General features: G+C 55.7%; 17 protein-coding genes and 1 pseudogene. 12 read left to right on the top strand and 6 right to left on the bottom strand.

What is annotated here, in order from left to right:
* Positions 1-254: 254 nt before the first annotated feature.
* The 5 genes from infA to trxB all read right to left on the bottom strand — a co-directional run bounded on the left by infA (position 255) and on the right by trxB (position 6070).
* Positions 255-473 carry a translation initiation factor IF-1 gene (gene infA, locus N6G83_RS17985; RefSeq protein WP_002211347.1) on the bottom strand — a complete coding sequence of 73 codons (219 nt, stop codon included), beginning with the start codon at positions 471-473 and terminating at the stop codon, positions 255-257.
* 106 nt (positions 474-579) lie between these two features.
* Positions 580-1305: a leucyl/phenylalanyl-tRNA--protein transferase gene (gene aat / locus N6G83_RS17980; protein WP_199061848.1), complete on the bottom strand. Its 726-nt coding sequence runs from the start codon at positions 1303-1305 to the stop codon at positions 580-582.
* Between the two features lie 30 nt (positions 1306-1335).
* The gene (cydC, locus tag N6G83_RS17975; protein ID WP_211135714.1) at positions 1336-3072 is read right to left on the bottom strand and encodes a heme ABC transporter ATP-binding protein/permease CydC; all 1737 of its coding nucleotides are present in this window, start codon (positions 3070-3072) and stop codon (positions 1336-1338) included.
* A 2-nt stretch (positions 3073-3074) separates the two neighbouring features.
* Positions 3075-4841, bottom strand: coding sequence for a heme ABC transporter permease/ATP-binding protein CydD (gene cydD, locus N6G83_RS17970; RefSeq protein WP_211135713.1), 1767 nt, complete (start codon positions 4839-4841; stop codon positions 3075-3077).
* A gap of 257 nt (positions 4842-5098) precedes the next feature.
* A complete protein-coding gene (trxB, locus tag N6G83_RS17965; protein ID WP_211135712.1) occupies positions 5099-6070 on the bottom strand; it encodes a thioredoxin-disulfide reductase in 972 nt (323 codons plus the stop codon).
* Between the two features lie 702 nt (positions 6071-6772).
* Between trxB and lrp the strand changes: the two genes are divergently transcribed.
* The 12 genes and pseudogenes from lrp to N6G83_RS17905 all read left to right on the top strand — a co-directional run bounded on the left by lrp (position 6773) and on the right by N6G83_RS17905 (position 23785).
* Positions 6773-7267 (top strand): leucine-responsive transcriptional regulator Lrp, encoded by a 495-nt coding sequence (gene lrp, locus N6G83_RS17960; RefSeq protein ID WP_021804943.1) that lies wholly within the window; start codon positions 6773-6775, stop codon positions 7265-7267.
* Between the two features lie 120 nt (positions 7268-7387).
* Positions 7388-10864 carry a DNA translocase FtsK 4TM domain-containing protein gene (locus N6G83_RS17955; protein ID WP_260524012.1) on the top strand — a complete coding sequence of 1159 codons (3477 nt, stop codon included), beginning with the start codon at positions 7388-7390 and terminating at the stop codon, positions 10862-10864.
* Positions 10865-11049: 185 nt separating this feature from the next.
* Positions 11050-11661 carry an outer membrane lipoprotein chaperone LolA gene (gene lolA / locus N6G83_RS17950; protein ID WP_024529867.1) on the top strand — a complete coding sequence of 204 codons (612 nt, stop codon included), beginning with the start codon at positions 11050-11052 and terminating at the stop codon, positions 11659-11661.
* Between the two features lie 7 nt (positions 11662-11668).
* On the top strand, positions 11669-13012 hold the full coding sequence (locus N6G83_RS17945; protein WP_037375016.1) for a replication-associated recombination protein A: 1344 nt from the start codon (positions 11669-11671) through the stop codon (positions 13010-13012).
* A gap of 108 nt (positions 13013-13120) precedes the next feature.
* Positions 13121-14413: a serine--tRNA ligase gene (gene serS, locus N6G83_RS17940; protein ID WP_024529865.1), complete on the top strand. Its 1293-nt coding sequence runs from the start codon at positions 13121-13123 to the stop codon at positions 14411-14413.
* Between the two features lie 261 nt (positions 14414-14674).
* A pseudogene (gene ynfE, locus N6G83_RS17935) lies at positions 14675-17128 on the top strand (selenate/tellurate reductase subunit YnfE).
* A gap of 226 nt (positions 17129-17354) precedes the next feature.
* The gene (gene dmsA, locus N6G83_RS17930) at positions 17355-19805 is read left to right on the top strand and encodes a dimethylsulfoxide reductase subunit A (protein ID WP_199061840.1); all 2451 of its coding nucleotides are present in this window, start codon (positions 17355-17357) and stop codon (positions 19803-19805) included.
* A gap of 10 nt (positions 19806-19815) precedes the next feature.
* Positions 19816-20433: a DMSO/selenate family reductase complex B subunit gene (locus N6G83_RS17925; RefSeq protein WP_024529862.1), complete on the top strand. Its 618-nt coding sequence runs from the start codon at positions 19816-19818 to the stop codon at positions 20431-20433.
* A gap of 1 nt (position 20434) precedes the next feature.
* On the top strand, positions 20435-21295 hold the full coding sequence (locus N6G83_RS17920) for a dimethyl sulfoxide reductase anchor subunit family protein (RefSeq protein WP_024529861.1): 861 nt from the start codon (positions 20435-20437) through the stop codon (positions 21293-21295).
* Between the two features lie 48 nt (positions 21296-21343).
* Positions 21344-21952, top strand: coding sequence for a Tat proofreading chaperone DmsD (gene dmsD, locus N6G83_RS17915; protein ID WP_024529860.1), 609 nt, complete (start codon positions 21344-21346; stop codon positions 21950-21952).
* Positions 21952-22518 (top strand): ferredoxin-type protein NapF, encoded by a 567-nt coding sequence (napF, locus tag N6G83_RS17910; RefSeq protein WP_211136143.1) that lies wholly within the window; start codon positions 21952-21954, stop codon positions 22516-22518. Before dmsD ends, napF begins: the two co-directional genes overlap by 1 nt.
* 121 nt (positions 22519-22639) lie before the next feature.
* Entirely contained in the window at positions 22640-23785 is a 1146-nt protein-coding gene (locus N6G83_RS17905) for an MFS transporter (protein WP_074028963.1), read from the top strand.
* Positions 23786-23836: 51 nt separating this feature from the next.
* Here the strand turns inward: N6G83_RS17905 and pflA are convergent, their stop codons facing one another.
* Positions 23837-24577 carry a pyruvate formate lyase 1-activating protein gene (gene pflA, locus N6G83_RS17900; protein ID WP_024484611.1) on the bottom strand — a complete coding sequence of 247 codons (741 nt, stop codon included), beginning with the start codon at positions 24575-24577 and terminating at the stop codon, positions 23837-23839.
* Positions 24578-24845 lie beyond the last annotated feature (268 nt).

The raw sequence follows: 24845 nt of genomic DNA, 5'->3' as shown, positions 1-24845 counted from the left end.
GTAACGAAAAAGCGATGCCTTGGCATCGCTTTTTTTATACGTGAATTTCACGGACTGCTGTGAGGGCGCCGTATGCCGTTAAAAGGGCGTAGCGGTCGAACGGAATATGTCGCCCTTATAAAATGAGTGAGCCCTCTCAGTTTACCTGCGCCAATACAACTCGGTGGAGAACGTTGCTGCGGCGGTAAACGGAAAGGGCTCTTTTGAGGGATCACATCCTCGGTGTCGCCAATGGTTGGCGACGGGTGAGCCGATTAACGGCTACGGAAGACAATGCGGCCTTTGCTCAGGTCGTACGGGGTCAGCTCTACAGTGACTTTGTCACCCGTCAGGATGCGGATATAGTTTTTGCGCATTTTACCGGAGATATGAGCGGTAACCACGTGCCCGTTTTCCAATTCAACACGGAACATGGTGTTCGGCAGCGTATCAAGAACGGTGCCCTGCATTTCAATATTGTCTTCTTTGGCCATCGAATCCTCTAGGTGTAACTACCTTAGTTTTTAACCGGCAAGATAATGCCGAAAAACCCACATTATGTAAAGGAGTGTCGGTGAACAATGCACCGATTCCACAAAATTAGTCAGTTTGGGAGGGCAGTTCAACCAGCTGTGGGGGTATGACTTGCGCTGTCCAGCATTCCGGCGCTAACACCCTGCGCTGAAGGTTGCTCAACTGCTGCAAAAATTGGCGGCGGGGAATTTCTCTCGCTCCAAGCCGGGCAGTGTGAGCGTTAAGCACCTGACAGTCAACCAATTCTCCTCCATAACCGGCAAAATGGCGGCAAAACGCCCATAAAGCACACTTTGATGCGTTGGTGGTGCGGCTAAACATTGATTCACCGCAGAACAGCGCTCCCTGGGCGACACCGTACAGGCCGCCGACCAGCTCTTCTCCCTGCCACACCTCAACGGAATGGGCGTGACCAAGGCGATGCAATTGTAAATAGGCTTGCTGCACCTCCTCGCCGATCCAGGTGCCTTCATCGGGGCGGTATGAGCATGCGGCGATCACGGCGGCAAAATCGTGATTGAGGGTAATGCGGAACGGCGGGTTGCGCAGGAATCGCTTGAAGCTGCGGCTGACATGGTATTCCGTTGGGAACAGCACCGCCCGTGGATCCGGAGACCACCAGAGGATGGCCTCCCCAGGCGAATACCAGGGGAAGATCCCGCGCTCATAGGCTGCCAGCAACCGCACAGGTGTCAAATCGCCACCGATGGCCAGCAGTCCGTTAGGATCGTGCAGGGCGGCCTCTGGTGAGGGAAACGCTACAGACTGCGATGACAGCTTAACAATGCGCATAAAACCTCTTAGCGTCGCCTACAGGCGGTTTTACAGCGATACATTACTGATACGTTGGCGGAATTGGGCGTAACGGCCAGGCTGGCGCATCAGCGCTGCGTGGCTACCTTGTTCCACGATACTGCCGCCATCCATCACACAGATGCGATCGAAATGCTCCAGCCCATAGAGTCTGTGAGTCACCAGAATTAACGTCTTGCCGCGGCAATGCTGACGCAGCAGGGCCAGGATCTGTTGCTCAGTCTCGGCATCCAGCCCTTCGGTTGGCTCATCCATCAGTAATAGCGGGGCTCGATGCAGCAGGGCTCGGGCAATGCCCAGACGGCGTTGCTCACCACCGGAAAGCTGGCGGCCACCTTCACCCAGCCAGGCATTCAGCCCCTCATTTTCCAGCAGCTTATCCAGACCGACTTGTTGCAGTGCGAGGTTTAAGTCCTCATCGCTGGCCGCAGGTGCGGCGATACGCAAGTTTTCACGCAGGGTACTGCTGAAGATATGTACCCGTTGGCTCACTACCGTAGTCATGGCGCGCAGCGTAGCTTCATCATAGCTAGCCAATGGTTGGTCGTTGAGCAGGATTTGGCCGCTGTCAGCATTCCAGGCGCGGGTCAGTAATTGCAATAGGGTCGATTTACCACAGCCGGTACGGCCCAACAGCGCGATGTGCTCACCAGCGGCGATGTTCAGCGTCACGTTGTTCAACACCGGCAGCGGTTGGTCGGGATAGGTGAAGGACACCTCGCTCAGTTGCAGCTCTGCGCCCGGTTGTGAGGCTGGACCGCTGGCAGGGAAGGTGACTTCCGGTTGCTGATCGATGATCTGCTTGACCCGGGTTGCCGAAGCGATCACCTGGCCCAGATGTTGGAACGCGGCGGCGACGGGCATCATGGCTTCAAAAGAGGCCAGGGCGGCAAAGGCAAACAGGGCAATCAGAGCCCCGGGTTGGGTGTCGCCACCGATCCCCGCAGCGGCAAGCCACATCAATAGCGTGACGGTGAGGCCACTTGCCAGGATCATCAGCGCCTGAGCAATCCCCCCTAGCGAAGCCTGTTGCCACTGACGGCTTTGCCAACGCTGTTCGGTTGCACTGAGCTTATTTCGGAAACCGTCCAGCGCGCCAAACACCACCAGTTCGGCCTGCCCCTGGAGCCAGGCGGTCAGGTCGGTGCGGTACTGGCTGCGTAACAGGGTCAACTCTTCCCCAATAGGCTTGCCTGCGCGATAGAAGATCGGCGGAACGGCCAGCAACAGCAATAACAAAATTCCGCCCAGCGTCAGGGCTAGTGGAACATCCAGCCAACTGAGGCCGAAGGTGACCACCACAATCACCACCGCAGCGCTGACCATCGGCGAAATAACGCGTAGGTAGAGGTGATCGAGCGTATCGACGTCGGCAACCAGGCGGTTGAGAAGCTCAGCCTGACGGAAGCGGGCAATACCACCCGGTGACAGCGGCAGGATCTTGCGGAAGGTAAATACCCGCAGATGGGACAACACACGGAAAGTGGCGTCATGGCTGACGACCCGCTCTGCATAACGCCCGGCGGTACGGAAGATAGCCGCGCCCCGTACGCCAGCGGCCGGTAGCATGTAGTTGAAGGTATACAACCCCGCCAGCCCGGCCAGTGAAGAGGCGGCCAGGAACCAGCCGGACAGCGCCAGCAGGCCGATACTGGCCAGCAGGGTGACGATGGCCAGCACGATACCCAGTAAAATCAGAAACGTGTGGCGGCGATACAACGCCAGGAATGGCAGCAAAACGCGCATGATTATAGCTCCCCGCTGCGGTGTGCAATCAGTTTGGCAAACAGACCGGGCTGGGCGCTGAGCGTGGCGTAGTTGCCCTGCTGCACGATTTTGCCGCTGTCCATCACCCAAATCTGGTCATAATCTTCGGTATCTTCCAACTGGTGCGTGACCAACAGCGTGGTCTGCTGATGGGAGGCTGCATTCAGCGCCTGCATCACCAAACGTTCGCTGTGGGCGTCCAGGCTGGCCGCAGGTTCATCCAGTAACAGCAAACGGCGGGGGCTGAGCAGCGCTCGCGCTACGGCCACACGCTGAGCTTGCCCAACGGAAAGGCGGGCAGCACCGTCGCCCAGATCGGTAGCCAACCCTTTTGGCAGGTGGGGCAGGAATTCACTGACGTAAGCCTGCTCGACGGCCTGTTGCAATTGGGCCTCGCTGGCCTGTGGGTAGCCGAGTAGGATATTGTCCCGTAACGTTTGAGCTGGCAGATGGGGGTTTTGCCCCACCCAGCCCAGTTGCTGACGCCAGTTAACCGCAGCCAGCTCGCGCAGTTCGATGCCATTGATCAGCAAGGAGCCCCGATAGGGCAGGAAGCCCAATAACAGATTCAACAACGAACTTTTCCCGGCACCGCTAAGCCCGACCAAGGCAATGCGCTGGTTGGCAGGTAAGGTAAAATCAAGCGGCCCCGCAAGCACTACGCCATTGGGCGAGAGGATTTCCAACTGCTGTGCCTGTACGGCCAGTGGTTCTTCGCTATTTAGCATTAGGGAGCCATTGCCAACCTGCTCTCCCTCGGCGGCCAGGAAGGTTTCTAGCGCTTCGGCGGCGCCCACGGCCTGGGCTTTGGCATGGTAAAAGGCACCCAGATCGCGCAGCGGTTGGAAAAACTCCGGTGCCAGGATCAGCACCAGAAAACCGGCAAACAGCGTTACACCAGTGCCGTAGCTGCCAAAGTCCAGTTCACCGAGGTAGGAGAAGCCAAAATAGACTGCCACCACGGCGATGGAAATCGAGGCGAAGAACTCCAGCACGGCGGAGGAGAGGAAGGCCAGGCGCAGCACTTCCATGGTGCGCTGGCGGAAATCTTCCGAGGATTTGGCAATGTGATCGGTTTCCGCCTGGCCGCGATTAAACAGACGCAGGGTATCCAGGCCGCGCAGGCGATCGAGGAAATTGCCGCTGAGCCGGGCCAGCGCAATAAAGTTACGGCGGTTGGCATCTGCCGCCCCCATACCGACCAGTGCCATAAACAGTGGGATCAACGGGGCAGTAGCCAGCAGGATAAACCCGGCCGCCCAGTTGATCGGGAAGACGGTGATCAGGATCAGCACCGGGATAAACACGGCCAGATACATTTGCGGCAGATAGCGGGAATAGTAATCCTGCATATCCTCAATTTGCTCAACGATAATGCTGGCCCAGCTCCCGGCAGGCTTGCCCTGGATCCAGGCGGGGCCAAGCTGTTGCAGCTTATCCAGCACCTGCGCACGCATACGCTGGCGAATGACCTGCCCGCAGATAAAGCCGACTCGTTCACGCAGCCAGCTCAGGAAGGCGCGCAAAGCAAAGGTAGCGGCCAACCAGATAAACGACGAAACCAGTTCGCCACGGGGCTGATGTTCAATAATCAGCGCATGGAGCAGTGAGGCCAACAGCCAGGCCTGGGCGACGATCAAAATGCCGCTTGCCAGACCTAACAGCATGGATAAACGCAGCCAACGCTGCGCCAACGTACTCTGTGTTTTGAGCCAACGGGTTAACTGGTGCTGTCTGGTTTTTTTCATCAGGTGTCTGCGTCGCCGATGCCTGTTGTAGCAGGCTTGGTTAACGTACTGTTAAAAAAGTGTTTGTCTCTGCGGGAAATAAGACAAGTGAACGCTAATGTTACCTCTTCACTCGGTAGACGTGAACTAAATATCCCTTTCATAACTTGGGCAACAGTCACGTTTTTAGCGCGGATGGGGTTGTTTTGAACTTTCAGGGGTGGGGGATAGAAATAAGGCGGCCAACAGGCCGCCTCGGTATCATTGCTGATGAGGGCTTACTTAACTTCGGCCTGCGCGATACCGTCGAGATAGCGTTCGGCATCCAGTGCGGCCATACAGCCCGTTCCGGCTGACGTGATTGCCTGGCGGTAAATGTGATCCATGACGTCACCTGCGGCAAATACGCCTGGGATGGAAGTCTGGGTCGCGTTACCGTGAATCCCGGACTGCACCTTGATATAGCCGTTTTCCAGCTCAAGCTGCCCGCCAAAGATCGCGGTGTTCGGGCTGTGGCCGATCGCGATAAATACGCCGGCAAGTTCTAACTCTTTGGTTTGCTCAGCGTCTTTGGTGCTGCGTAAGCGCATCCCGGTGACGCCCATCTGATCGCCCAACACTTCGTCCAGCGTGCTGTCCGTATGCAGGGTGATGTTGCCGTTCTTCACTTTTTCCATCAGGCGATTGATCAGGATCTTTTCGCTGCGGAAAGTGTCGCGGCGGTGCACCAGGTGAACTTCAGAGGCGATATTCGACAGATACAGCGCTTCTTCCACGGCGGTATTGCCACCACCGACCACGGCGACCTTCTGGTTGCGATAGAAGAAACCATCGCAGGTGGCACAGGCGGAGACACCTTTGCCCTTGAACGCTTCTTCTGATGGCAGACCTAAATAACGGGCCGATGCACCAGTAGCGATAATCAAGGCATCGCAAGTATATTCACCACTATCACCCAACAGGCGGAAAGGACGGTTCTGCAGATCGACGCTGTTGATATGGTCAAACACGATCTGGGTGTCGAACTTTTCTGCGTGCTCACGCATGCGCTCCATCAGCGCCGGGCCGGTCAAGCCTTCGGCATCGCCTGGCCAGTTCTCCACTTCGGTGGTGGTGGTCAACTGACCGCCTTGTTCCATACCGGTGATCAAGACCGGGTTCAGGTTAGCGCGCGCCGCATAAACCGCTGCGGTGTAGCCAGCTGGGCCAGAGCCCAGGATCAATAATTTGCTATGTTTAGCCGTGCCCATGAATAACCTCGTTTCCCACAATGGCGGACAATGGAACCGATTGTAGGGAAAATGCGGCAGTAAAAAAAGCGCCAGGGGATGTTGTTACCGATTTGTTTGATAACCCGCGCCTATCAGCCGATATTTTATCCTTGCGTAGGCGGGGATAACGGCAGCGATAATTTTGTACAGAATGGGTTAAAAATGCGGTTTTTGTTGGGTTTATGTGGGTAACTACCCGGTTTTGAATGGGGGAAATTCCTAACAAAAAATCAGGCGCTCACTTTTGCTTGCGGTACGTTCTACTGATTTTGCTTCTTTTGCTTTGACAATCCGCTGCGCATTTGCGAAAACATCATAGGAAGAAGAAATTAACCCCGTGCCAGCCGTAAACCGCAGGCATTTTCGCCACCCAGGCAGAATATTGCCGAGGCGCGATAGGTGAGGGAGGGTTTGCCCTGGCGGTGGTTGATGGATTTCTGAACGTAAATCATTTGAATTCGTTGCCCAGAGGTGACAGACAGGCTGGGTAACGGCGGAAGATGGTAGTGACGAATAGTGACGAAGCACAAGGGCGGTTGGTAGGTATTACGTATCTTGTTCCCCTCAGGGGAATGAACCGCTTAACACAGGCATCGGGTCTTCGCTTGGAACAAATCCTTGCACATTGACGTTGGCTAGGGTGTGGCAAGTGCAGGGAAGAACATAAGAGAGACAATAATAATGGTAGATACTAAAAAACGCCCGGGTAAAGATCTCGACCGTATCGATCGCAACATCCTTAATGAGTTGCAAAAGGATGGGCGTATTTCGAACGTCGAACTTTCAAAGCGCGTGGGATTATCCCCAACCCCTTGTTTGGAGCGTGTGCGCCGTCTTGAGCGTCAAGGCTTTATTCATGGGTATACCGCATTGCTTAACCCGCATTATCTGGATGCTTCCCTGCTGGTCTTCGTGGAAATCACGCTGAACCGCGGCGCGCCGGATGTGTTTGAGCAATTCAACTCTGCGGTGCAAAAACTTGAAGAAATTCAGGAGTGTCATCTGGTTTCCGGTGATTTCGACTATCTGTTGAAAACCCGTGTGCCAGATATGTCAGCTTACCGTAAGCTGTTGGGCGAAACTCTGTTGCGTTTACCGGGGGTTAATGACACCCGTACTTACGTCGTGATGGAAGAAGTCAAACAGAGTAACCGTCTGGTTATCAAAACACGGTAAGGTGCAGGTGCAAAACCTGATTAAATTCGTTACACTCCTGTTTATTCATACAGTTTTGGCGCCGGGGAAGCTTCTCGGCGCCGTTACTCTATCCGTCAACAGGAACCTGGAGTGCCTTTCTTGAGCCAGGAATACACAGAAGATAAAGAAGTTACCCTGAAAAAACTCAGCAGTGGGCGGCGTTTGCTCGAGGCTGTGTTGATCGTGGTGGCCATTTTTGCCGTTTACCTCATGGCTGCGTTGGTCAGTTTTAATCCTTCCGATCCTAGTTGGTCGCAAACTGCCTGGCATGAGCCTATCCACAATTTGGGCGGCGGAGTAGGCGCATGGTTGGCCGACACGTTGTTCTTCACCTTTGGGGTCCTTGCCTATGCGATCCCACCGATTATGCTGGTGTTGTGCCTGTCCGGTTACCGTCGGCGCGACAAGGGCGAATACATCGATTTCTTTGGGCTCTCGTTACGTTTAATCGGTACATTGGCGCTGGTGCTTACCTCGTGTGGCCTGGCGGCGTTGAACGTTGACGATCTCTATTACTTTGCATCCGGCGGGGTGATTGGCAGCCTGCTAAGCAATGCCATGTTGCCGTGGTTTAACGGCATTGGCGCCACTTTGGCGCTGCTCGGCATTTGGGCGGTGGGGCTGACCTTGTTCACCGGTTGGTCATGGCTGGTCATTGCGGAAAAGATTGGTGGTGTAGTGCTTGGCGCCGCTACCTTTATGACTAACCGTTCACGCCGTGAAGACCGCTATCACGACGATGACGACGTCGTGCTCGATGAGCGCGAGGAAAGTGGCCAACATGAGGCACCTGCTCCTATGGCAGTAGATGAGGACGATCCGTTGTTCTCTGCCTCTTCCGTGACCGAAACCGCCGAAGAAGAAGCGCAGGATGCTGCCGATCCTTTATTGAGTGGTTTGCGCGCCAGCGATGATGATCTTCCGCTTGCCGAGCCAGCACCGGTCGTTACCGATATCCCGGTAATGCCGAAAGCGGCCGTTCAGGCTCCGGTCACCGTGGCCCCGGCAGCGCCTGCTTCCATCAATCAGCACCCATTAACCCCTGCGCAGCCACAAGACACGCCGCCGCTGTATTCGTTTGAACTGCCCGAAGAGACTCCGGCACCGAGAACGACACGCGTAGCGGAGCCTTATCGTGAGGAGCATGAGCCGCGCCTGGGTGACTGGCAGACGCCCGTTACGCCAAAACCAGAGCCGTCACCGTTTGATTTCTCTGCGGCTCAGCGGGATAGCGACGATGTTATCGGATCAACGGGTTTCAGTGCCAGAGAGGTAGTGAAACCAGCGGCAACTGCCGCAGCTGCAGCGACCGCTGGCGCGGTGAACAACACCTTCATGCCTGCGTTTACCGCCACCAGCGATGCGAGCTCGCAGGTCAAACAGGGCATCGGCCCGGAACTGCCACGGCCAAATCCGGTGCGTATTCCAACCCGGCGTGAGCTGGCCTCCTACGGCATCAAGCTGCCTTCGCAGCGGATCGCGGAGCAAGAGCAGCGTAACCGCGGGGACGAACCACATCCAGAGCCGGTCAGCAATCCGCAGGAAGAAGATGAAGCCTTGCAAGAGGCCGCATTGCGTCAGGCCTTTGCCGAACAGCAAAGCCAGCGCTATGGCGACGAGTATCAGCAAGAAGAAGAGTATCAGCAAGATGACGAAGATGCGCAGCGTGAGGCCGAACTCGGTCAGGCATTTGCCGCGCAGCAACAGGCACGCTATGGCGTAGAAGCACCTCAGCCTGAACCAGAACCGGCTCCTGTGACTCGTCCGGTGGATACCCGCCAGGCCTACAGTTTCTCACCGATGGCAGATCTGGTGGATGACGGCCCAACCGAGCCGCTGTTTACCCTGTCGCCACAGCTTGAGGATAGCATCGAGCTGGAAAGCGAGTTGGAAGACGATGTGCCGTTCGGGCAGTTTGAGCCTGAGGTGCCCGCTTATCAGGCACCGCGTCCGCAAACTAACCCTGCGCCTGGTTACCAGCCGCAACAGACGTATCAGCCACCCGTTCAGCAGCAACCGCCAGCGCCAGCGATGGACAGCCTGATCCATCCATTCCTGATGCGTAATGATATGCCGCTGCAGAAACCGACTACGCCACTGCCAACGCTGGATCTGTTGACCGAGGCCCCGAAAGAGGTCGAACCGGTTGATACCTTTGCGCTGGAACAGAAAGCGCGGCTGGTGGAAGCCAGCCTGGCGGATTACCGCGTCAAGGCCGATGTGGTCGATATTCTGCCTGGCCCGGTCATTACCCGCTTCGAACTGGATTTGGCTCCTGGCGTCAAGGCTGCGCGCATTTCCAACCTGTCGCGCGATCTGGCTCGTTCATTGTCAACTTCCGCCGTGCGTGTGGTGGAAGTGATCCCTGGTAAACCTTACGTTGGTCTGGAATTGCCGAACGTCAAACGACAAACCGTGTATCTGCGAGAAGTGCTGGATTGCCCAGCCTTCCGCGACAATCCATCGCCTTTGGCGATCGTATTGGGTAAAGATATCGCGGGTCAGCCGGTGGTCGCCGATTTGGCTAAAATGCCGCATCTGCTGGTAGCCGGTACCACGGGTTCTGGTAAGTCGGTCGGGGTCAACGCCATGATCCTCAGCATCTTGTATAAGGCCACGCCGAAAGAAGTGCGCTTTATCATGATCGACCCGAAAATGCTGGAACTGTCGGTCTACGAAGGCATTCCACACCTGCTGACCGATGTGGTTACCGATATGAAAGACGCCGCCAATGCCTTGCGTTGGTGCGTAGCCGAGATGGAGCGCCGCTATAAGTTGATGTCTGCCTTGGGGGTTCGTAACCTGGCGGGCTACAACGAGCGGGTCGATCAGGCCGAGGCGATGGGGCGGCCAATCCCGGATCCGTTCTGGAAGCCAAGCGACAGCATGGATATCACGCCGCCGGTGTTGGAAAAAGAGCCGTACATCGTGGTGATGGTGGATGAATTTGCCGATCTGATCATGACGGTGGGCAAAAAGGTGGAAGAACTGATCGCCCGTCTGGCACAAAAAGCGCGTGCTGCGGGGATCCACCTGGTGCTGGCAACCCAGCGTCCTTCGGTGGACGTGATCACCGGTTTGATCAAGGCCAACATCCCGACGCGTATCGCCTTTACCGTATCGAGCAAGATCGACTCCCGCACCATTCTCGATCAGGGCGGAGCGGAATCCTTGTTGGGGATGGGTGACATGCTGTATTTGGCACCGAACTCTTCGATACCGGTGCGTGTGCACGGGGCGTTTGTCCGCGATCAGGAAGTTCATGCCGTGGTTAAAGACTGGAAAGCGCGTGAGCGGCCGCAGTATAAAGAGGGCATTCTCAGCGCCGGTGAAGACGGTGAGGGGGGCGCAGGCGGTGGTCTGGACGGTGACGAAGAGCTGGATCCGCTGTTCGATCAGGCGGTTGAGTTTGTGGTGGATAAACGCCGCGCCTCGATTTCCGGTGTACAGCGTCAGTTCCGCATCGGCTACAACCGCGCCGCGCGTATCATCGAACAGATGGAAGCGCAGGGCATTGTCAGCGAGCAGGGGCATAACGGTAACCGTGAGGTGCTGGCTCCGCCACGGCATGACTGATTGCCATCAGGCGCTGTAACCATAATAAAAGGGCCGCTTTGCGGCCCTTGTGCAAAGAAGCGTAAACCCCTGCTTTATCGGAATAGTGCTCTGGCTGACAGTCAAGCGCTTCGGGTAGAGTGGAGGTGTTCAGGGTTATATTGACCCAGTTTGCGGTAAACGCATTTCATAAGGTATCTGGAATAATGAAAAAACTGTTGATGGCCTGTTGTCTGCTTTCGGGATTCGCGTCTACTTCCGTGTTAGCGGATGCTGCGCAAGATTTGCAAAGTCGTCTGGCGAAAGTAAACAGTTTCCATGCCAGCTTCTCCCAATCGGTCACCAGTAGTGACGGCGCTGCGGTGCAGCAAGGGGAAGGCGAATTATGGGTAAAACGCCCCAATCTGTTTAACTGGCACATGACCTCGCCGGATGAGAGCGTGCTGGTTTCGGACGGTGAGACCCTGTGGTTCTACAACCCGTTCGTCGAGCAGGTGACGGCCACCTGGCTGAAAAACGCCACCGGCAATACGCCCTTTATGCTGATCACCCGTAACGATGCTAACGACTGGAAAAAGTACAACGTGAAGCAGAAAGGCGATGATTTCGAACTGACGCCAAAGGCCAGCAGCGGTAATCTGAAGCAGTTTGCCATCACCGTGACCAATAGCGGCACCATCAAAAGCTTTGCCGCGGTTGAGCAAGATGGTCAACGCAGCGCTTATCAGTTGAAGAGCCAGCAGAGCAGCAGCGTTGATGCTGCCAAATTCAAATTTACCCCACCGAAGGGGGTGACGCTGGACGACCAGCGCCAGTGAGGTCTACGTGAGCAACATGTCACTCGATTTTTCCCACAATGAGTTTCAGCCACTGGCCGCGCGTATGCGGCCAACTACGCTGGCGCAATACATTGGCCAGCAGCATTTGCTGGCCCCGGGCAAGCCGTTGCCACGCGCCATCGAGGCTGGGCAGTTGCACTCGATGATCCTGTGGGGGCCGCCGGGAACCGGGAAAACGACGCTGGCAGAGTTGATTGGCCGTTATGGCCGGGCCGATGTTGAGCGCATCTCAGCGGTGACCTCCGGCATCAAGGAGATCCGTGAAGCCATCGAGCGCGCCCGGCAAAACCGGGACGCAGGCCGCCGTACCATCCTGTTTGTAGATGAAGTTCACCGCTTCAATAAAAGCCAGCAGGATGCCTTCCTGCCACATATCGAAGACGGCACCATTACCTTTATCGGTGCTACTACGGAAAACCCTTCCTTTGAACTGAACTCGGCGTTGCTGTCCCGTGCGCGGGTGTATCTGCTCAAAGCGCTGACGGCGGATGACATCGGCCAGGTGCTGGATCAGGCCATGGAAGACAAGGCGCGCGGTTTTGGCGATCAGAATATCGAGCTGCCGCCGGAAACCAAGCGCATGCTGTCGGAACTGGTGGGTGGCGATGCCCGCCGCGCCTTGAACAGCCTGGAGATGATGGCCGATATGGCGGAAATCGACGGCAAAGGCATGCGGGTATTAACCCCGGAGCTGCTCAAAGAGGTCTCTGGTGAACGCAGCGCGCGCTTCGATAACAAAGGCGATCGCTATTACGATCTGATTTCTGCACTGCATAAATCCGTGCGTGGTTCGGCACCGGATGCCGCCTTGTACTGGTATGCGCGTATTATTACCGCCGGTGGCGATCCGCTGTATGTGGCGCGCCGCCTGCTGGCCATTGCCTCTGAAGACGTTGGCAACGCCGATCCGCGCGGAATGCAGGTGGCCATTGCCGCCTGGGATTGCTTCACCCGCGTTGGTCCTGCGGAGGGGGAACGCGCTATCGCACAGGCGATCGTTTATCTGGCCTGTGCACCCAAAAGCAACGCCGTGTATACCGCTTTTAAAGCCGCCATGCGTGATGCCAAAGAGATGGCGGACTATGACGTGCCGGAGCATCTGCGTAACGCACCGACCAAGCTGATGAAAGAAATGGGGCTGGGCGCAGAATACCGCTATGCCCATGACGAACCCAACGCCTACGCGGCCGGAGAGAGCTATTTCCCGGCGGAAATGGCCACCACGCGCTACTATCATCCAACCTCGCGCGGGCTGGAAGGTAAAATCGGTGAAAAGTTGGCATGGCTGGCTGAGCAGGATCAAAATAGCCAGACAAAACGCTACCGCTAGCGTTGCCGTTGCGGTAAGGTTAGCGGGTATCACACTTCTTTTATGCGGCTATACCGTTGCGGCATAAAACACAATTTCTCTTTCAATAACAACAAGCACAGGATTAGCATGCTCGATCCCAATCTGCTGCGTAATGAGCTAGACGCAGTCGCCGTAAAACTGGCTCGCAGAGGCTTTAAACTCGATCTGGATCTGCTGCGTTCGCAAGAAGAGCGCCGTAAGGTTCTGCAGGTAGAAACTGAAACACTGCAGGCAGAACGTAACTCCCGATCGAAATCCATCGGCGCGGCCAAAGCGCGCGGTGAAGATATCGAGCCACTGCGTCGCGAAGTGAACGAACTGGGTGACAAGCTGGATGCTGCCAAGGCCGCACTGGATAAGCTGCAGAACGAGATCCGTGATTACGCGCTGGTGATGCCGAACGTGCCGGACGACGCGGTGCCGGATGGCAAAGACGATAGCGAAAACCTGGAAATCTGCCGCTGGGGCGAACCGCGTCAGTACGATTTCCCGGTACGCGATCACGTTGAGCTGGGTGAAATGGCCGGTGGGCTGGACTTTGCCGCTGCGGTGAAACTGACCGGTGCGCGTTTTGTGGTGATGAAAGGCCAAATGGCTCGTATGCACCGTGCGTTGGCCCAGTTCATGCTGGACCTGCACACGGAACAGCACGGCTATATGGAAACCTACGTGCCGTATCTGGTGAACCATGCCACGCTGTACGGTACTGGTCAGTTGCCGAAGTTTGGTGAAGATCTGTTCCATACCAAACCGCTGGAAGAAGAATCGGAAAGCAGCAACTATGCGCTGATCCCAACTGCGGAAGTGCCAGTTACCAACCTGGTGCGTGACGAGATCCTCGATGAAGAAGATCTGCCGCTGAAGATGACCGCGCATACGCCATGCTTCCGTTCAGAAGCTGGTTCTTACGGGCGTGACACCCGTGGCCTGATCCGTATGCACCAGTTCGACAAGGTCGAAATGGTCCAGATCGTGCGCCCGGAAGACTCGATGAATGCGCTGGAAGAGTTGACCGGCCATGCGGAGAAAGTGCTGCAACTGCTGAACCTGCCATATCGTAAAGTGCTGCTGTGCACCGGTGATATCGGTTTTGGTTCCTGCAAAACCTACGATCTGGAAGTGTGGCTGCCTGCGCAGAACACCTACCGTGAGATCTCTTCCTGTTCTAACATGGGGGATTTCCAGGCACGTCGTATGCAGGCTCGTTGCCGCAGTAAAACCGAGAAAAAACCACGCCTGGTGCATACGCTGAATGGCTCTGGTTTGGCCGTAGGCCGTACTCTGGTTGCCGTGCTGGAAAACTATCAGCAGGCCGATGGCCGTATTCAGGTGCCAGAAGCATTGCGTCCTTACATGGGCGGCCTGGAATATATCGGTTAATCCACCTCACGGTGGTAGCGAAATAGTGTATCGAAAGCGCCTACGGGCGCTTTTTTCGTTTGAATGGTTTTAATTTACGAATGAAAGCCACATTTATTGATAGCAGACAAAGTTTACTACCCCCTAATGAGTAATATCCTTACTTATGTAGGGGGAATCGTTTTTCCACATCAAACCACCCAGCGCTAATTCAGCTTCCTCCTGTCTCTGCCAACCAAGGCATGACGTTTCCCGTTGTTCGGGCAAGACCAGGAGTGAGCTATGTCGAAGCAAAAATCTGCAGCATCATCATCCAACGGTATCAGCCGCCGTACGCTAATGAAATCCGGCACGGTAGCGGGCTTGACCCTGGCCGCTGGCGGTTTTTCGTTGCCTTTTAGCCGCCATGCAGTGGCAGAAACTGTCGATACTGCGGTGCAACCCCCACCGCAGGATAAAGTGGTGTGGGGAGCCTGCTCGGTTAACTGTGGCAGCCGCTGCGCCTTGCGGTTACACGTACGCGATGACGAAGTTTACTGGGTGGAAACCGACAACACCGGCGACGATGTTTATGGCAACCATCAGGTGCGCGCCTGTTTGCGTGGCCGCTCAATGCGTCGGCGCATGAACCATCCGGAACGTCTGAATTACCCGATGAAACGCGTCGGCAAACGTGGTGAAGGTAAATTCAAACGCATCAGTTGGGAAGAGGCTTACAGCGAAATCGCCGCCAGCCTGCAGCGTATCGTCGCCAAATACGGCAATGAAGCGGTTTACATCAACTATACCTCTGGCATTGTCGGCGGCAATATCACCCGTTCTTCGCCTTATGCCTCGCTGGTTGCTCGCCTGATGAACTGCTACGGCGGTTTTCTCAGCCACTATGGCACCTACAGTACCGCCCAGATCGCCTGCGCCATGCCTTATACCTACGGCAGCAATGAAGGTAACAGCACCTCTGATATTGAAAACAGCAAGCTGGTAGTGCTGTTCGGTAACAATCCGGCGGAAACCCGCATGAGCGGCGGTGGCATCACCTATTTCCTGGAGCAGGCACGGGAACGTTCTAACGCGCGCATGATCGTCATCGATCCGCGTTATACGGATACGGCCGCTGGGCGGGAAGATGAGTGGATCCCGATCCGGCCAGGCACTGATGCCGCATTGGTCGCCGGATTGGCGCATGTGTTGATCAGCGAGGATTTGGTCGATCAACCGTTCCTGGATAACTACTGCGTGGGTTACGATGAGAAAACCTTACCCGCGGGGGCGCCTGCCAACGGTCACTATAAGGCTTATATCCTGGGGCAGGGGCAAGACGGTGTTGCGAAGACCCCACAGTGGGCATCCCAAATCACCGGCATTCCGGCCGACCGTATCATCAAGCTGGCACGTGAGATTGGCAGTGCCAAACCGGCCTATATCTCGCAAGGTTGGGGGCCACAGCGCCAGGCAAATGGTGAGCTCACCTCACGGGCCATTGCCATGCTGCCGATCCTGACCGGCAACGTGGGGATCAACGGCGGCAACAGCGGCGCGCGTGAATCAACCTACACCATCACCATTGAACGGATGCCGGTGCTGGAAAATCCGGTAAAAACGCAGATTTCCTGCTTCAGCTGGACCGATGCCATCGCCCGTGGCCCGGAAATGACCGCCAAACGTGATGGGGTACGCGGCAAAGACAAGTTGGACGTGCCGATCAAGTTCATCTGGAACTATGCCGGGAACACCATCACCAACCAGCACTCCGATATCAACAAAACCCACGACATTCTTCAGGATGACTCCCAGTGTGAAATGATCGTGGTGCTGGAAAACTTTATGACCTCCTCGGCGAAATACGCCGACATTCTGCTGCCGGACCTGATGACGGTCGAGCAGGAGGACATTATCCCGAACGACTACGCTGGCAATATGGGTTACCTGATCTTTATCCAGCCAGCCACCTCTGCCAAGTTTGAGCGTAAACCTATTTATGAAGTGATGAGTGAGGTAGCGCGCCGTCTTGGGCCAGAGGTACACCAAAAATTCACCTAGGGGCGCACTCAGGAGCAATGGCTACAATACCTTTACGCCAAGATGCTGGAGAAGGACCCGCAGTTGCCGTCGTATGAGGCCTTGCGCAGCATGGGGATTTACAAGCGTAAAGACCCGAACGGGCACTTTGTGGCCTATAAAAAATTCCGTGACGATCCCGTAGCCAACCCGTTGAAAACGCCTTCAGGCAAGATCGAGATCTATTCGGCCAAGTTGGCAGAGATCGCCAGCAGTTGGGAGTTGGAGAAGGACGAAACCATCAGTCCACTGCCGGTTTATGCCTCAACCTTTGAAGGTTGGGATGACCCGTTGCGTAACACCTACCCACTGCAAATGTTCGGTTTCCACTATAAGGCCCGGACCCACTCCAGCTACGGCAATATCGATGTGTTGCAGGCGGCTTGCCCGCAGGAAGTCTGGATCAACCCACTTGATGCCAGCCAGCGCGGCATTGCCAGCGGTGAAATGGTGCGGGTATTCAATGGCCGTGGCGAAGTGCGTGTGGCCGCCAAAGTGACACCGCGCATCATGCCGGGCGTAGTAGCGATGGGGCAAGGAGCCTGGCATCAGGCCAACATGAACGGCGATCGTATCGATCACGGTGCCTGCATGAATACGCTCACCACCCACCGGCCATCACCGTTGGCGAAAGGTAACCCACAGCATACTAATTTGATCCAGATAGAAAAACTATGAAATGAAAATCATTATCAATAAAGCCTGGTATATCAACACTTTATTGATTGTGAGCAAAGTGTAACTACCTCTTTTGGAGCATAGTGCCATTTAAGGCAGGCCACAATTAAAACACTTTTACCTGCTTTTTTGAAATCTACCTGTATTGGGAGCGGCGTAACACGTTGATTGCAGGTTTTATTGCCAGTTTTACTGGTTATTTTATGCAACCCAGAGCGAAACCATTATGAATGAATCCGAAAAAAAACCTCTGTCCGGCCTTCAGTGCTCCAGGCGAAAGCTGGTCAAAAATAGTGCCATTGGCGGGCTTGCCCTTGCCGTCGGTGGCGTTTCCCTGCCTTTCAGCCGTCGTGCCAACGCTGAAACCTCTCCGACATCCGCCCTTGCCAAACCCGAAGAAAAAGTGGTGTGGAGTGCTTGTACGGTAAACTGCGGTAGTCGTTGCCCGCTGCGGATGCATGTGGTCGACGGTATGATCAAGTATGTCGAAACGGATAATACTGGCAACGACGAGTACCAAGAGTTGCATCAGGTTCGTGCCTGCCTGCGTGGGCGCTCAATGCGCCGCCGCGTGTATAACCCGGACCGTCTGAAATACCCCATGCTGCGCGTGGGCAAACGGGGTGAAGGAAAATTCAAGCAGATAAGCTGGGATGAAGCCTACACGCTGATCGCCGACAACATGAAGCGCATCATCAAAGATTATGGTAATGAAGCCATCTATTTGAACTACGGTACCGGCACCTTGGGGGGCACAGTCACCCGTTCCTGGCCACCGGGTTCTACGTTGATCGCTCGCCTGATGAACTGCTGTGGCGGCTATCTGAACCACTATGGTGACTACAGCACCGCGCAGATCGCCATGGGGCTGAATTATACCTACGGCGGTTGGGCTGACGGTAACAGCCCGACGGACATCGAAAATAGCAAGCTGGTGGTGCTGTTCGGCAACAACCCAGGCGAAACCCGTATGAGTGGCGGTGGGGTAACCTACTTGCTGGAGCAGGCACGTGAGCGTTCGAATGCGCGCATGATTGTGATCGATCCGCGCTACACCGATACCGCTGCCGGTAGGGAAGACGAGTGGATCCCAATTCGCCCTGGCACCGATGCGGCACTGGTTGCCGGGTTGGCGCATGTATTAATCAGCGAGAATTTGGTCGATCAGCCGTTTCTGGATAAATACTGCGTGGGTTACGACGAAAAAACCTTACCCGCGGGGGCTCCAGCTAATGGGCACTATAAGGCCTATATTCTGGGTCAAGGTGACGACGGCATTGAGAAGACGCCTGCCTGGGCCTCAAAAATTACCGGTATCCCGGCCGACCGCATTGTCAAACTGGCGCGCGAAATTGGCAGTACCAAACCGGCGTTTATTTCGCAAGGTTGGGGGCCGCAACGCCATGCCAACGGTGAGTTGACCTCACGCGCCATCGCCATGTTGCCGATCCTCACCGGTAACGTTGGGATCCATGGCGGTAACACAGGTGCACGCGAAGGCTCCTACGGCCTGCCGTTTGTTCGGATGCCGACGTTGGAGAATCCGGTAAAAACCAGTATCTCCATGTTCATGTGGACCGATGCCATTCTGCGTGGGCCGGAAATGACCGCCAAGCGTGACGGCGTGCAGGGCAAGGACAAGCTGGACGTGCCGATCAAGTTTATCTGGAACTATGCCAGTAACTGCCTGATTAATCAGCACTCAGAAATCAACCGTACCCATGACATTCTGCAAGACGAGAAGAAGTGCGAGATGATCGTGGTGATCGATAACCACATGACCTCGTCGGCGAAATATGCCGATCTGGTGCTGCCAGATTGCACCGCCTCTGAGCAGATGGATTTCTGTCTGGATGCCTCAAGCGGCAATATGGGTTACGTCATCTTCGCCGATCAGGCGATCAAGCCGCAGTTTGAATGTAAGAACATTTATGAAATGACCAGCGAGATCGCCCGACGTATGGGGGTTGAGCAGGCCTTCACCGAGGGGCGGACTCAGGAAGAGTGGCTGCGTCACCTTTATCAGCAATCCCGCGAAGCCATTCCGGCGCTACCGGACTTTGAGCAGTTCCTCAAGCAAGGGATCTTCAAGCAGCGCGATCCCGATGGCCACCATGTGGCTTACAAAGCATTCCGGGCCGATCCGCAGGCTAATCCACTGAAAACGCCTTCAGGCAAAATCGAGATCTATTCTGCCCAACTGGCGGAGCTGGCAGCGACTTGGGAATTATCCAAGGACGACGTTATCGATCCGCTGCCGGTCTATGCGGCCGGTTTCGAAAGCCTCGACGATCCGTTAAGCAGCAAGTATCCATTGCAGATGACCGGTTTCCACTACAAGGCCAGAACCCACTCTACCTACGGTAACGTCGACGTGCTGAAGGCCGCTTGCCGCCAGGAGATGTGGATCAACCCGATTGATGCGCAATCCCGCGGCATAGCCAACGGGGACCTGATCCGTATTTACAACGATCGGGGTGAGGTACGCATTAATGCCAAGGTGACGCCACGCATGTTGCCGGGCGTGGTCGCTATGGGCGAAGGAGCCTGGTATGCGCCAGATGGTAGCCGTATCGATCATGCTGGCAGTATCAACGTGCTGACCACCCAGCGCCCGTCGCCGTTGGCCAAGGGCAATCCTTCTCACACCAATCTGGTCCAGGTCGCCAAACTTTAAGGAGTAGCTGATGACTACGCAATATGGATTCTACATTGATTCGAGTCGTTGCACCGGCTGCAAAACCTGCGAGCTGGCCTGCAAAGACTATAAAAACCTGACCCCGGACGTCAGCTTCCGCCGCATCTATGAGTATGCCGGGGGTGACTGGCAGCAGGACGGCGATAGCTGGCACCAAAACGTGTTTGCCTATTACCTGTCGATCGCCTGTAACCACTGTGAAGACCCGGCCTGTACCAAAGTGTGCCCAAGTGGCGCCATGCACAAGCGAGAAGACGGTTTTGTGGTGGTGAACGAAGAGGTGTGCATCGGTTGCCGCTACTGCCATATGGCATGCCCGTACGGCGCACCGCAGTACAACGAAGCGAAAGGGCACATGACCAAGTGCGATGGCTGCTATGAGCGCGTTGCCGTTGGCCAAAAGCCGATTTGTGTCGAGTCCTGCCCGCTGCGTGCCCTGGACTTTGGCCCGATCGACGAACTGCGTAAACAACATGGCACCCTGGCGCAAGTGGCACCGTTACCGGCCGCGCATTTCACCAAACCGTGCATCGTACTGAAACCTAACGCCAACAGCCGCCCGAGTGGTGACACTACCGGCCATCTGGCTAATCCGAAGGAGGTTTAAAATGGGAACGGGATGGCATGAATGGCCGCTGATGGTGTTCACCGTATTAGGACAATTTGTGGTGGGCGGCGTTATCGTAATGGGGCTGGCGTTGATCGCCGGTAATCTGACCGATCGCCAGAGCAAGGCGGTACACGGTTCTATGTTTTTCCTATGGTTGCTGATGGGGATCGCCTTTATCGCCTCCGTGATGCACCTGGGGACGCCGATCAGGGCCTTTAACTCGCTCAATCGCATCGGTGAGTCGGCGTTGAGTAATGAAATCGCCAGCGGTTCGGTATTCTTTGCGGTTGGCGGCCTCTATTGGCTGCTGGCCATGTTGAAAAAAATGCCGCAGGCGCTGGGTAAAGCCTGGCTGGTAGTCACCATGGTGCTGGGTCTGCTGTTTGTCTACGCCATGACGCGTGTCTACCAGATCGATACCGTACCGACCTGGCATAACGGTTACACCACGCTGAACTTCTTCCTGTCGGTGTTTATCGGCGGGCCGCTGTTGGGCGTGTTGCTGCTGCGGGCGGCTGGTCTGCAAGTGGCTGGCCGTGGTCAACTGATGATGATCAGCGTGCTGGCGCTGTTGCTTAGCCTGTGCTCGGCACTGTTGCAAGGCAGTGAGTTGGCTACTATCAGCAGCTCGGTACAGCAGGCGTCGGCGCTGATCCCGGAATATGGCCAACTGATGGTATGGCGGCTGGTCTTGCTGGTTCTCGGCCTGGGTTGCTGGATTTGCCCGCAGTTGCGCCGTGGTAACGCCAGTGTGATGGGGTTGACCTTGGGCTTTGTGTTAGTCTTTGCCGGTGAGTTGATTGGCCGTGGCGTGTTCTACGGCCTGCATATGACCGTTGGCATGGCCGTGGCTGGCTAACGTTAATCTGGGCGCGGCCTGGCTGCGCCCCTGGAGAAGCCCCAAGTTATGATGCTTGAAAAAATTGCCCTGACTGGCCGTGTGCTAGGTGTTTTATTGTATGCCCCTCCGGAGAGCAAAGAGTGCCAGCCTTTACTGGATTCTCTGGCCGACCCGCAGTGGTTGACCGAATGGCCTTATGAAGGTGCACAAGAGGCCGCAGCCCTGATTGCCGAAGGTTTGGCTGGAAACCAGTCAGAGACGCTGTCAGAGGCTTATCAACGCCTGTTCGTTGGCCCACATACGCTGGTTGCTCCGCCTTGGGGTTCAGTCTATCTGGATAGAGAAAGTGTGCTGTTTGGTGATTCGACGCTGCGTCTGCGCCAATGGCTGCGGGTGAACGGTATCGAAGCCCAGCGCGACCAGAATGAGCCGGAAGACCATATTGGCACTTTGCTGATGATGGCGGCCTGGTTGGCCGAAGAGAAGCAACACAAAATGATTTCCGGGCTGATTGCGCTGCACATTCTGCCTTGGGCACCGCGTTATCTGGAACTGTTGCAGCAACATGCTGGACATCCGTTCTACCAGGGCGTGGCGCAGTTGGCACAAATTACGCTGGCAGCCTGGGCGGAAGAGTGCCCGACACCAGTGCCGAGTCTGGAGCTGTATTTCTGATGAACAACGACCAGCAGTTATCTGCGCAAGGCAATAGCCGCCGCCGGTTGCTGACTGGTTGGCTTGATCGTAATAAAGCCTTGCCGGAGCAGGATGCACCCTCTGTGACATTGTCTGCGGTGGCTCGTCCACCTCAGGCTTTGCCGGAGGCATTGTTCAGCTCGTTATGCAACGGTTGTGGCGGCTGCGTGAGCAGCTGCCCGTACGGATTATTGAGCCTCGAGCAAAGCAAGCCGGTATTGAGCATCGATTTCACCGAGTGTGATGTCTGCCGCAAATGCACCACCGCCTGCCAAACTGGGGCGCTGCGTGACAAAATGCCCTGCGACACGCTGCTGCGCCCGCAAATCAGCCATAGCTGTCTAGGGCGGAAAGACAGCTGCCGGATGTGTACCATCAACTGCCCGCAACAGGCTTTATCCTTCGAGCTTTCTGAAAACGGTACCCGCCAATTGCAGTGTGACGATACGCTGTGTAATGGTTGCGGACTGTGCAAGCTATCCTGCTTTCATGGGCATATTTCCCTGGCCGCCTCGGGTGAAAAATCGTTGCCGGAACAGCTATAAAGCCACTTTTAACCCGTTGTTAAACATATTGTGCGATCGCCCGTTAACCGCCGATTGACTTTTTTATCGCCAGTGGCATGATGCGCGCACTCTACTCTGTCTGTTCGGTTTCAATTTCTCTATGTCCGCATATTCTCGCCCAGTGCTTATGTTGCTCTGCGGCCTATTGCTGCTTACGGTTTCCATCGCCGTTTTGAACACTTTGGTTCCCCTCTGGTTAACGCATGCTCAATTGCCAACCTGGCAAGTGGGGGTGGTCAGTTCGTCTTATTTTACCGGTAACCTGTTGGGTACGCTGGTGGCGGGCAAACTGATCAAGCGGATTGGCTTTACCCGCAGCTATCATCTTGCCTGTTTGGTCTTTGCCTTCGCTACCATGGGTATGGTGCTGTCGCTGGACTTCTGGAGTTGGATCGGCTGGCGCTTCTTTGCCGGGGTAGGGTGTGCCTGGATTTGGGTGATCGTTGAAAGCGCACTGTTGCGCAGCGGCAATCTGAGTAACCGTGGTCAACTGCTGGCGGCGTATATGATAGTTTACTATCTCGGTACGGTTGCGGGGCAGTTGCTGCTAAGCAGTGTTTCAACCCAACTGCTTGATGTGGTGCCGTGGGTGACCGCCGTTGTGATGGCCGCCATGCTGCCGATGCTGTTTGCGCGGGTCAATAACCAGGATGACGAACCGCAGCAGGCCTCTATCTGGCAGATGTTTAAACGTCGTGACGCCCGGTTGGGCATCAACGGCTGTATTATCTCGGGAATTGTGCTGGGCTCACTGTACGGCCTGATGCCGCTGTATTTAAACCATCAGGGGATGAGTGATGCCAACGTGGGTTACTGGATGGCGCTGCTGGTCAGTTCCGGCATCGTGGGTCAGTGGCCGATAGGGCGCCTGGCCGATCGCTACGGTCGCCTGTTGGTACTGCGCATTCAGGTGTTTGTGGTGATCCTTGCCAGCATCGCGATGCTGGGTAACTATGCGATGGCCCCGGCGCTGTTTATCCTGGGCTGTGCTGGCTTTACCTTATACCCTGTGGCGATGTCCTGGGCCTGCGAAAAGGTGCTGCCGCATCAGTTGGTGGCGATGAACCAGACATTGTTGATGAGCTATACCGTCGGCAGCTTGCTCGGCCCATCGATGACGTCGATGCTGATGCAAAGCTACTCCGATCGGCTGCTGTTTGTGATGATTGCGGTAGTGGCGCTGGTTTATCTGGTGATGCTGCTGAAAAAGCCCGACCATCACCACACCCCGTTGGCCGCGGCCTGAAATAAAAAACCCGGCAGATGCGCCGGGTTTTTTGTTCGAGCAGGGAGAGGCTTAATAGATCACTTTATGGCCGTAGCTTTCCAGGATCCCCTTCACGCGATCCATGGTGTCGGCCTTCGGCGGATGGACGCCGTCCAGCTTGTATTCTTCACCCATCGCGATCCATTTGTGCTTGCCTAGCTCGTGGTAAGGCAACAGCTCGATCTTCTCGATATTGGTCATATCCTTGGTGAACTCACCGAGCAGATGCGTCGATTTATCATCATCAGACCAGCCCGGCACCACCACGTAGCGGATCCAGGTGCGTTGATTACGCTTGGCCAGATAACGGGCAAACTCCAGCGTGCGGTGGTTGGAAACTCCCACCAGGTTCTGGTGGATATCGTCATTCATCTGTTTCAGATCGAGCATCACCAGATCGGTGGTATCCAGCAGCTCATCAATCACCGGGTCGTAACGGCGGACAAAACCGTTGGTGTCCAGACAGGTGCTGATCCCTTCTTTGTGACAGGCGCGGAACCAGTCGCGAACAAATTCGGCCTGCAGGATCGCTTCGCCGCCGGACGCCGTTACGCCACCGCCGGAAGCGTTCATGAAGTGACGGTAGGCCACGGTATCGGTCATCAGCTCTTCAACCGTGACCTCTTTGCCGCCGTGGGTGTCCCAGGTATCGCGGTTATGGCAGTACAGGCAGCGCATCAGGCAACCCTGGAAGAACACGATAAAGCGGATACCTGGGCCATCAACGGTGCCACAGGATTCGAAAGAGTGGATGCGGCCTTTCAAGGACATTGCGGGTTTCTCCAAAATCGACTGTCAAACGCAGTCTAAAATAGGCTGGTAACCGCCAGGCAGGGATCAACGATGTGGCGAAAAAAGGCGCCAGGTAAAACGATTCCTGTTGGCCGGTTACGTACCGGATCACTGTTTTGCCAGATATCCATGCAGTATATACCCATCGCAGGCTAAGCAGCAGCGTAGATACCTGGCAAAACAGACTCAAGACCAGAGTCAGGGGGTAGTTAGTAAAAAGGCCGGAATATCCGGCCTTGGTAAGATT

This window comes from Serratia sp. PL7 (assembly GCF_945957435.1).
The sequence above is the reverse complement of the archived record's forward strand: the minus strand, read 5'-3'. Positions and strand labels throughout refer to the sequence as shown.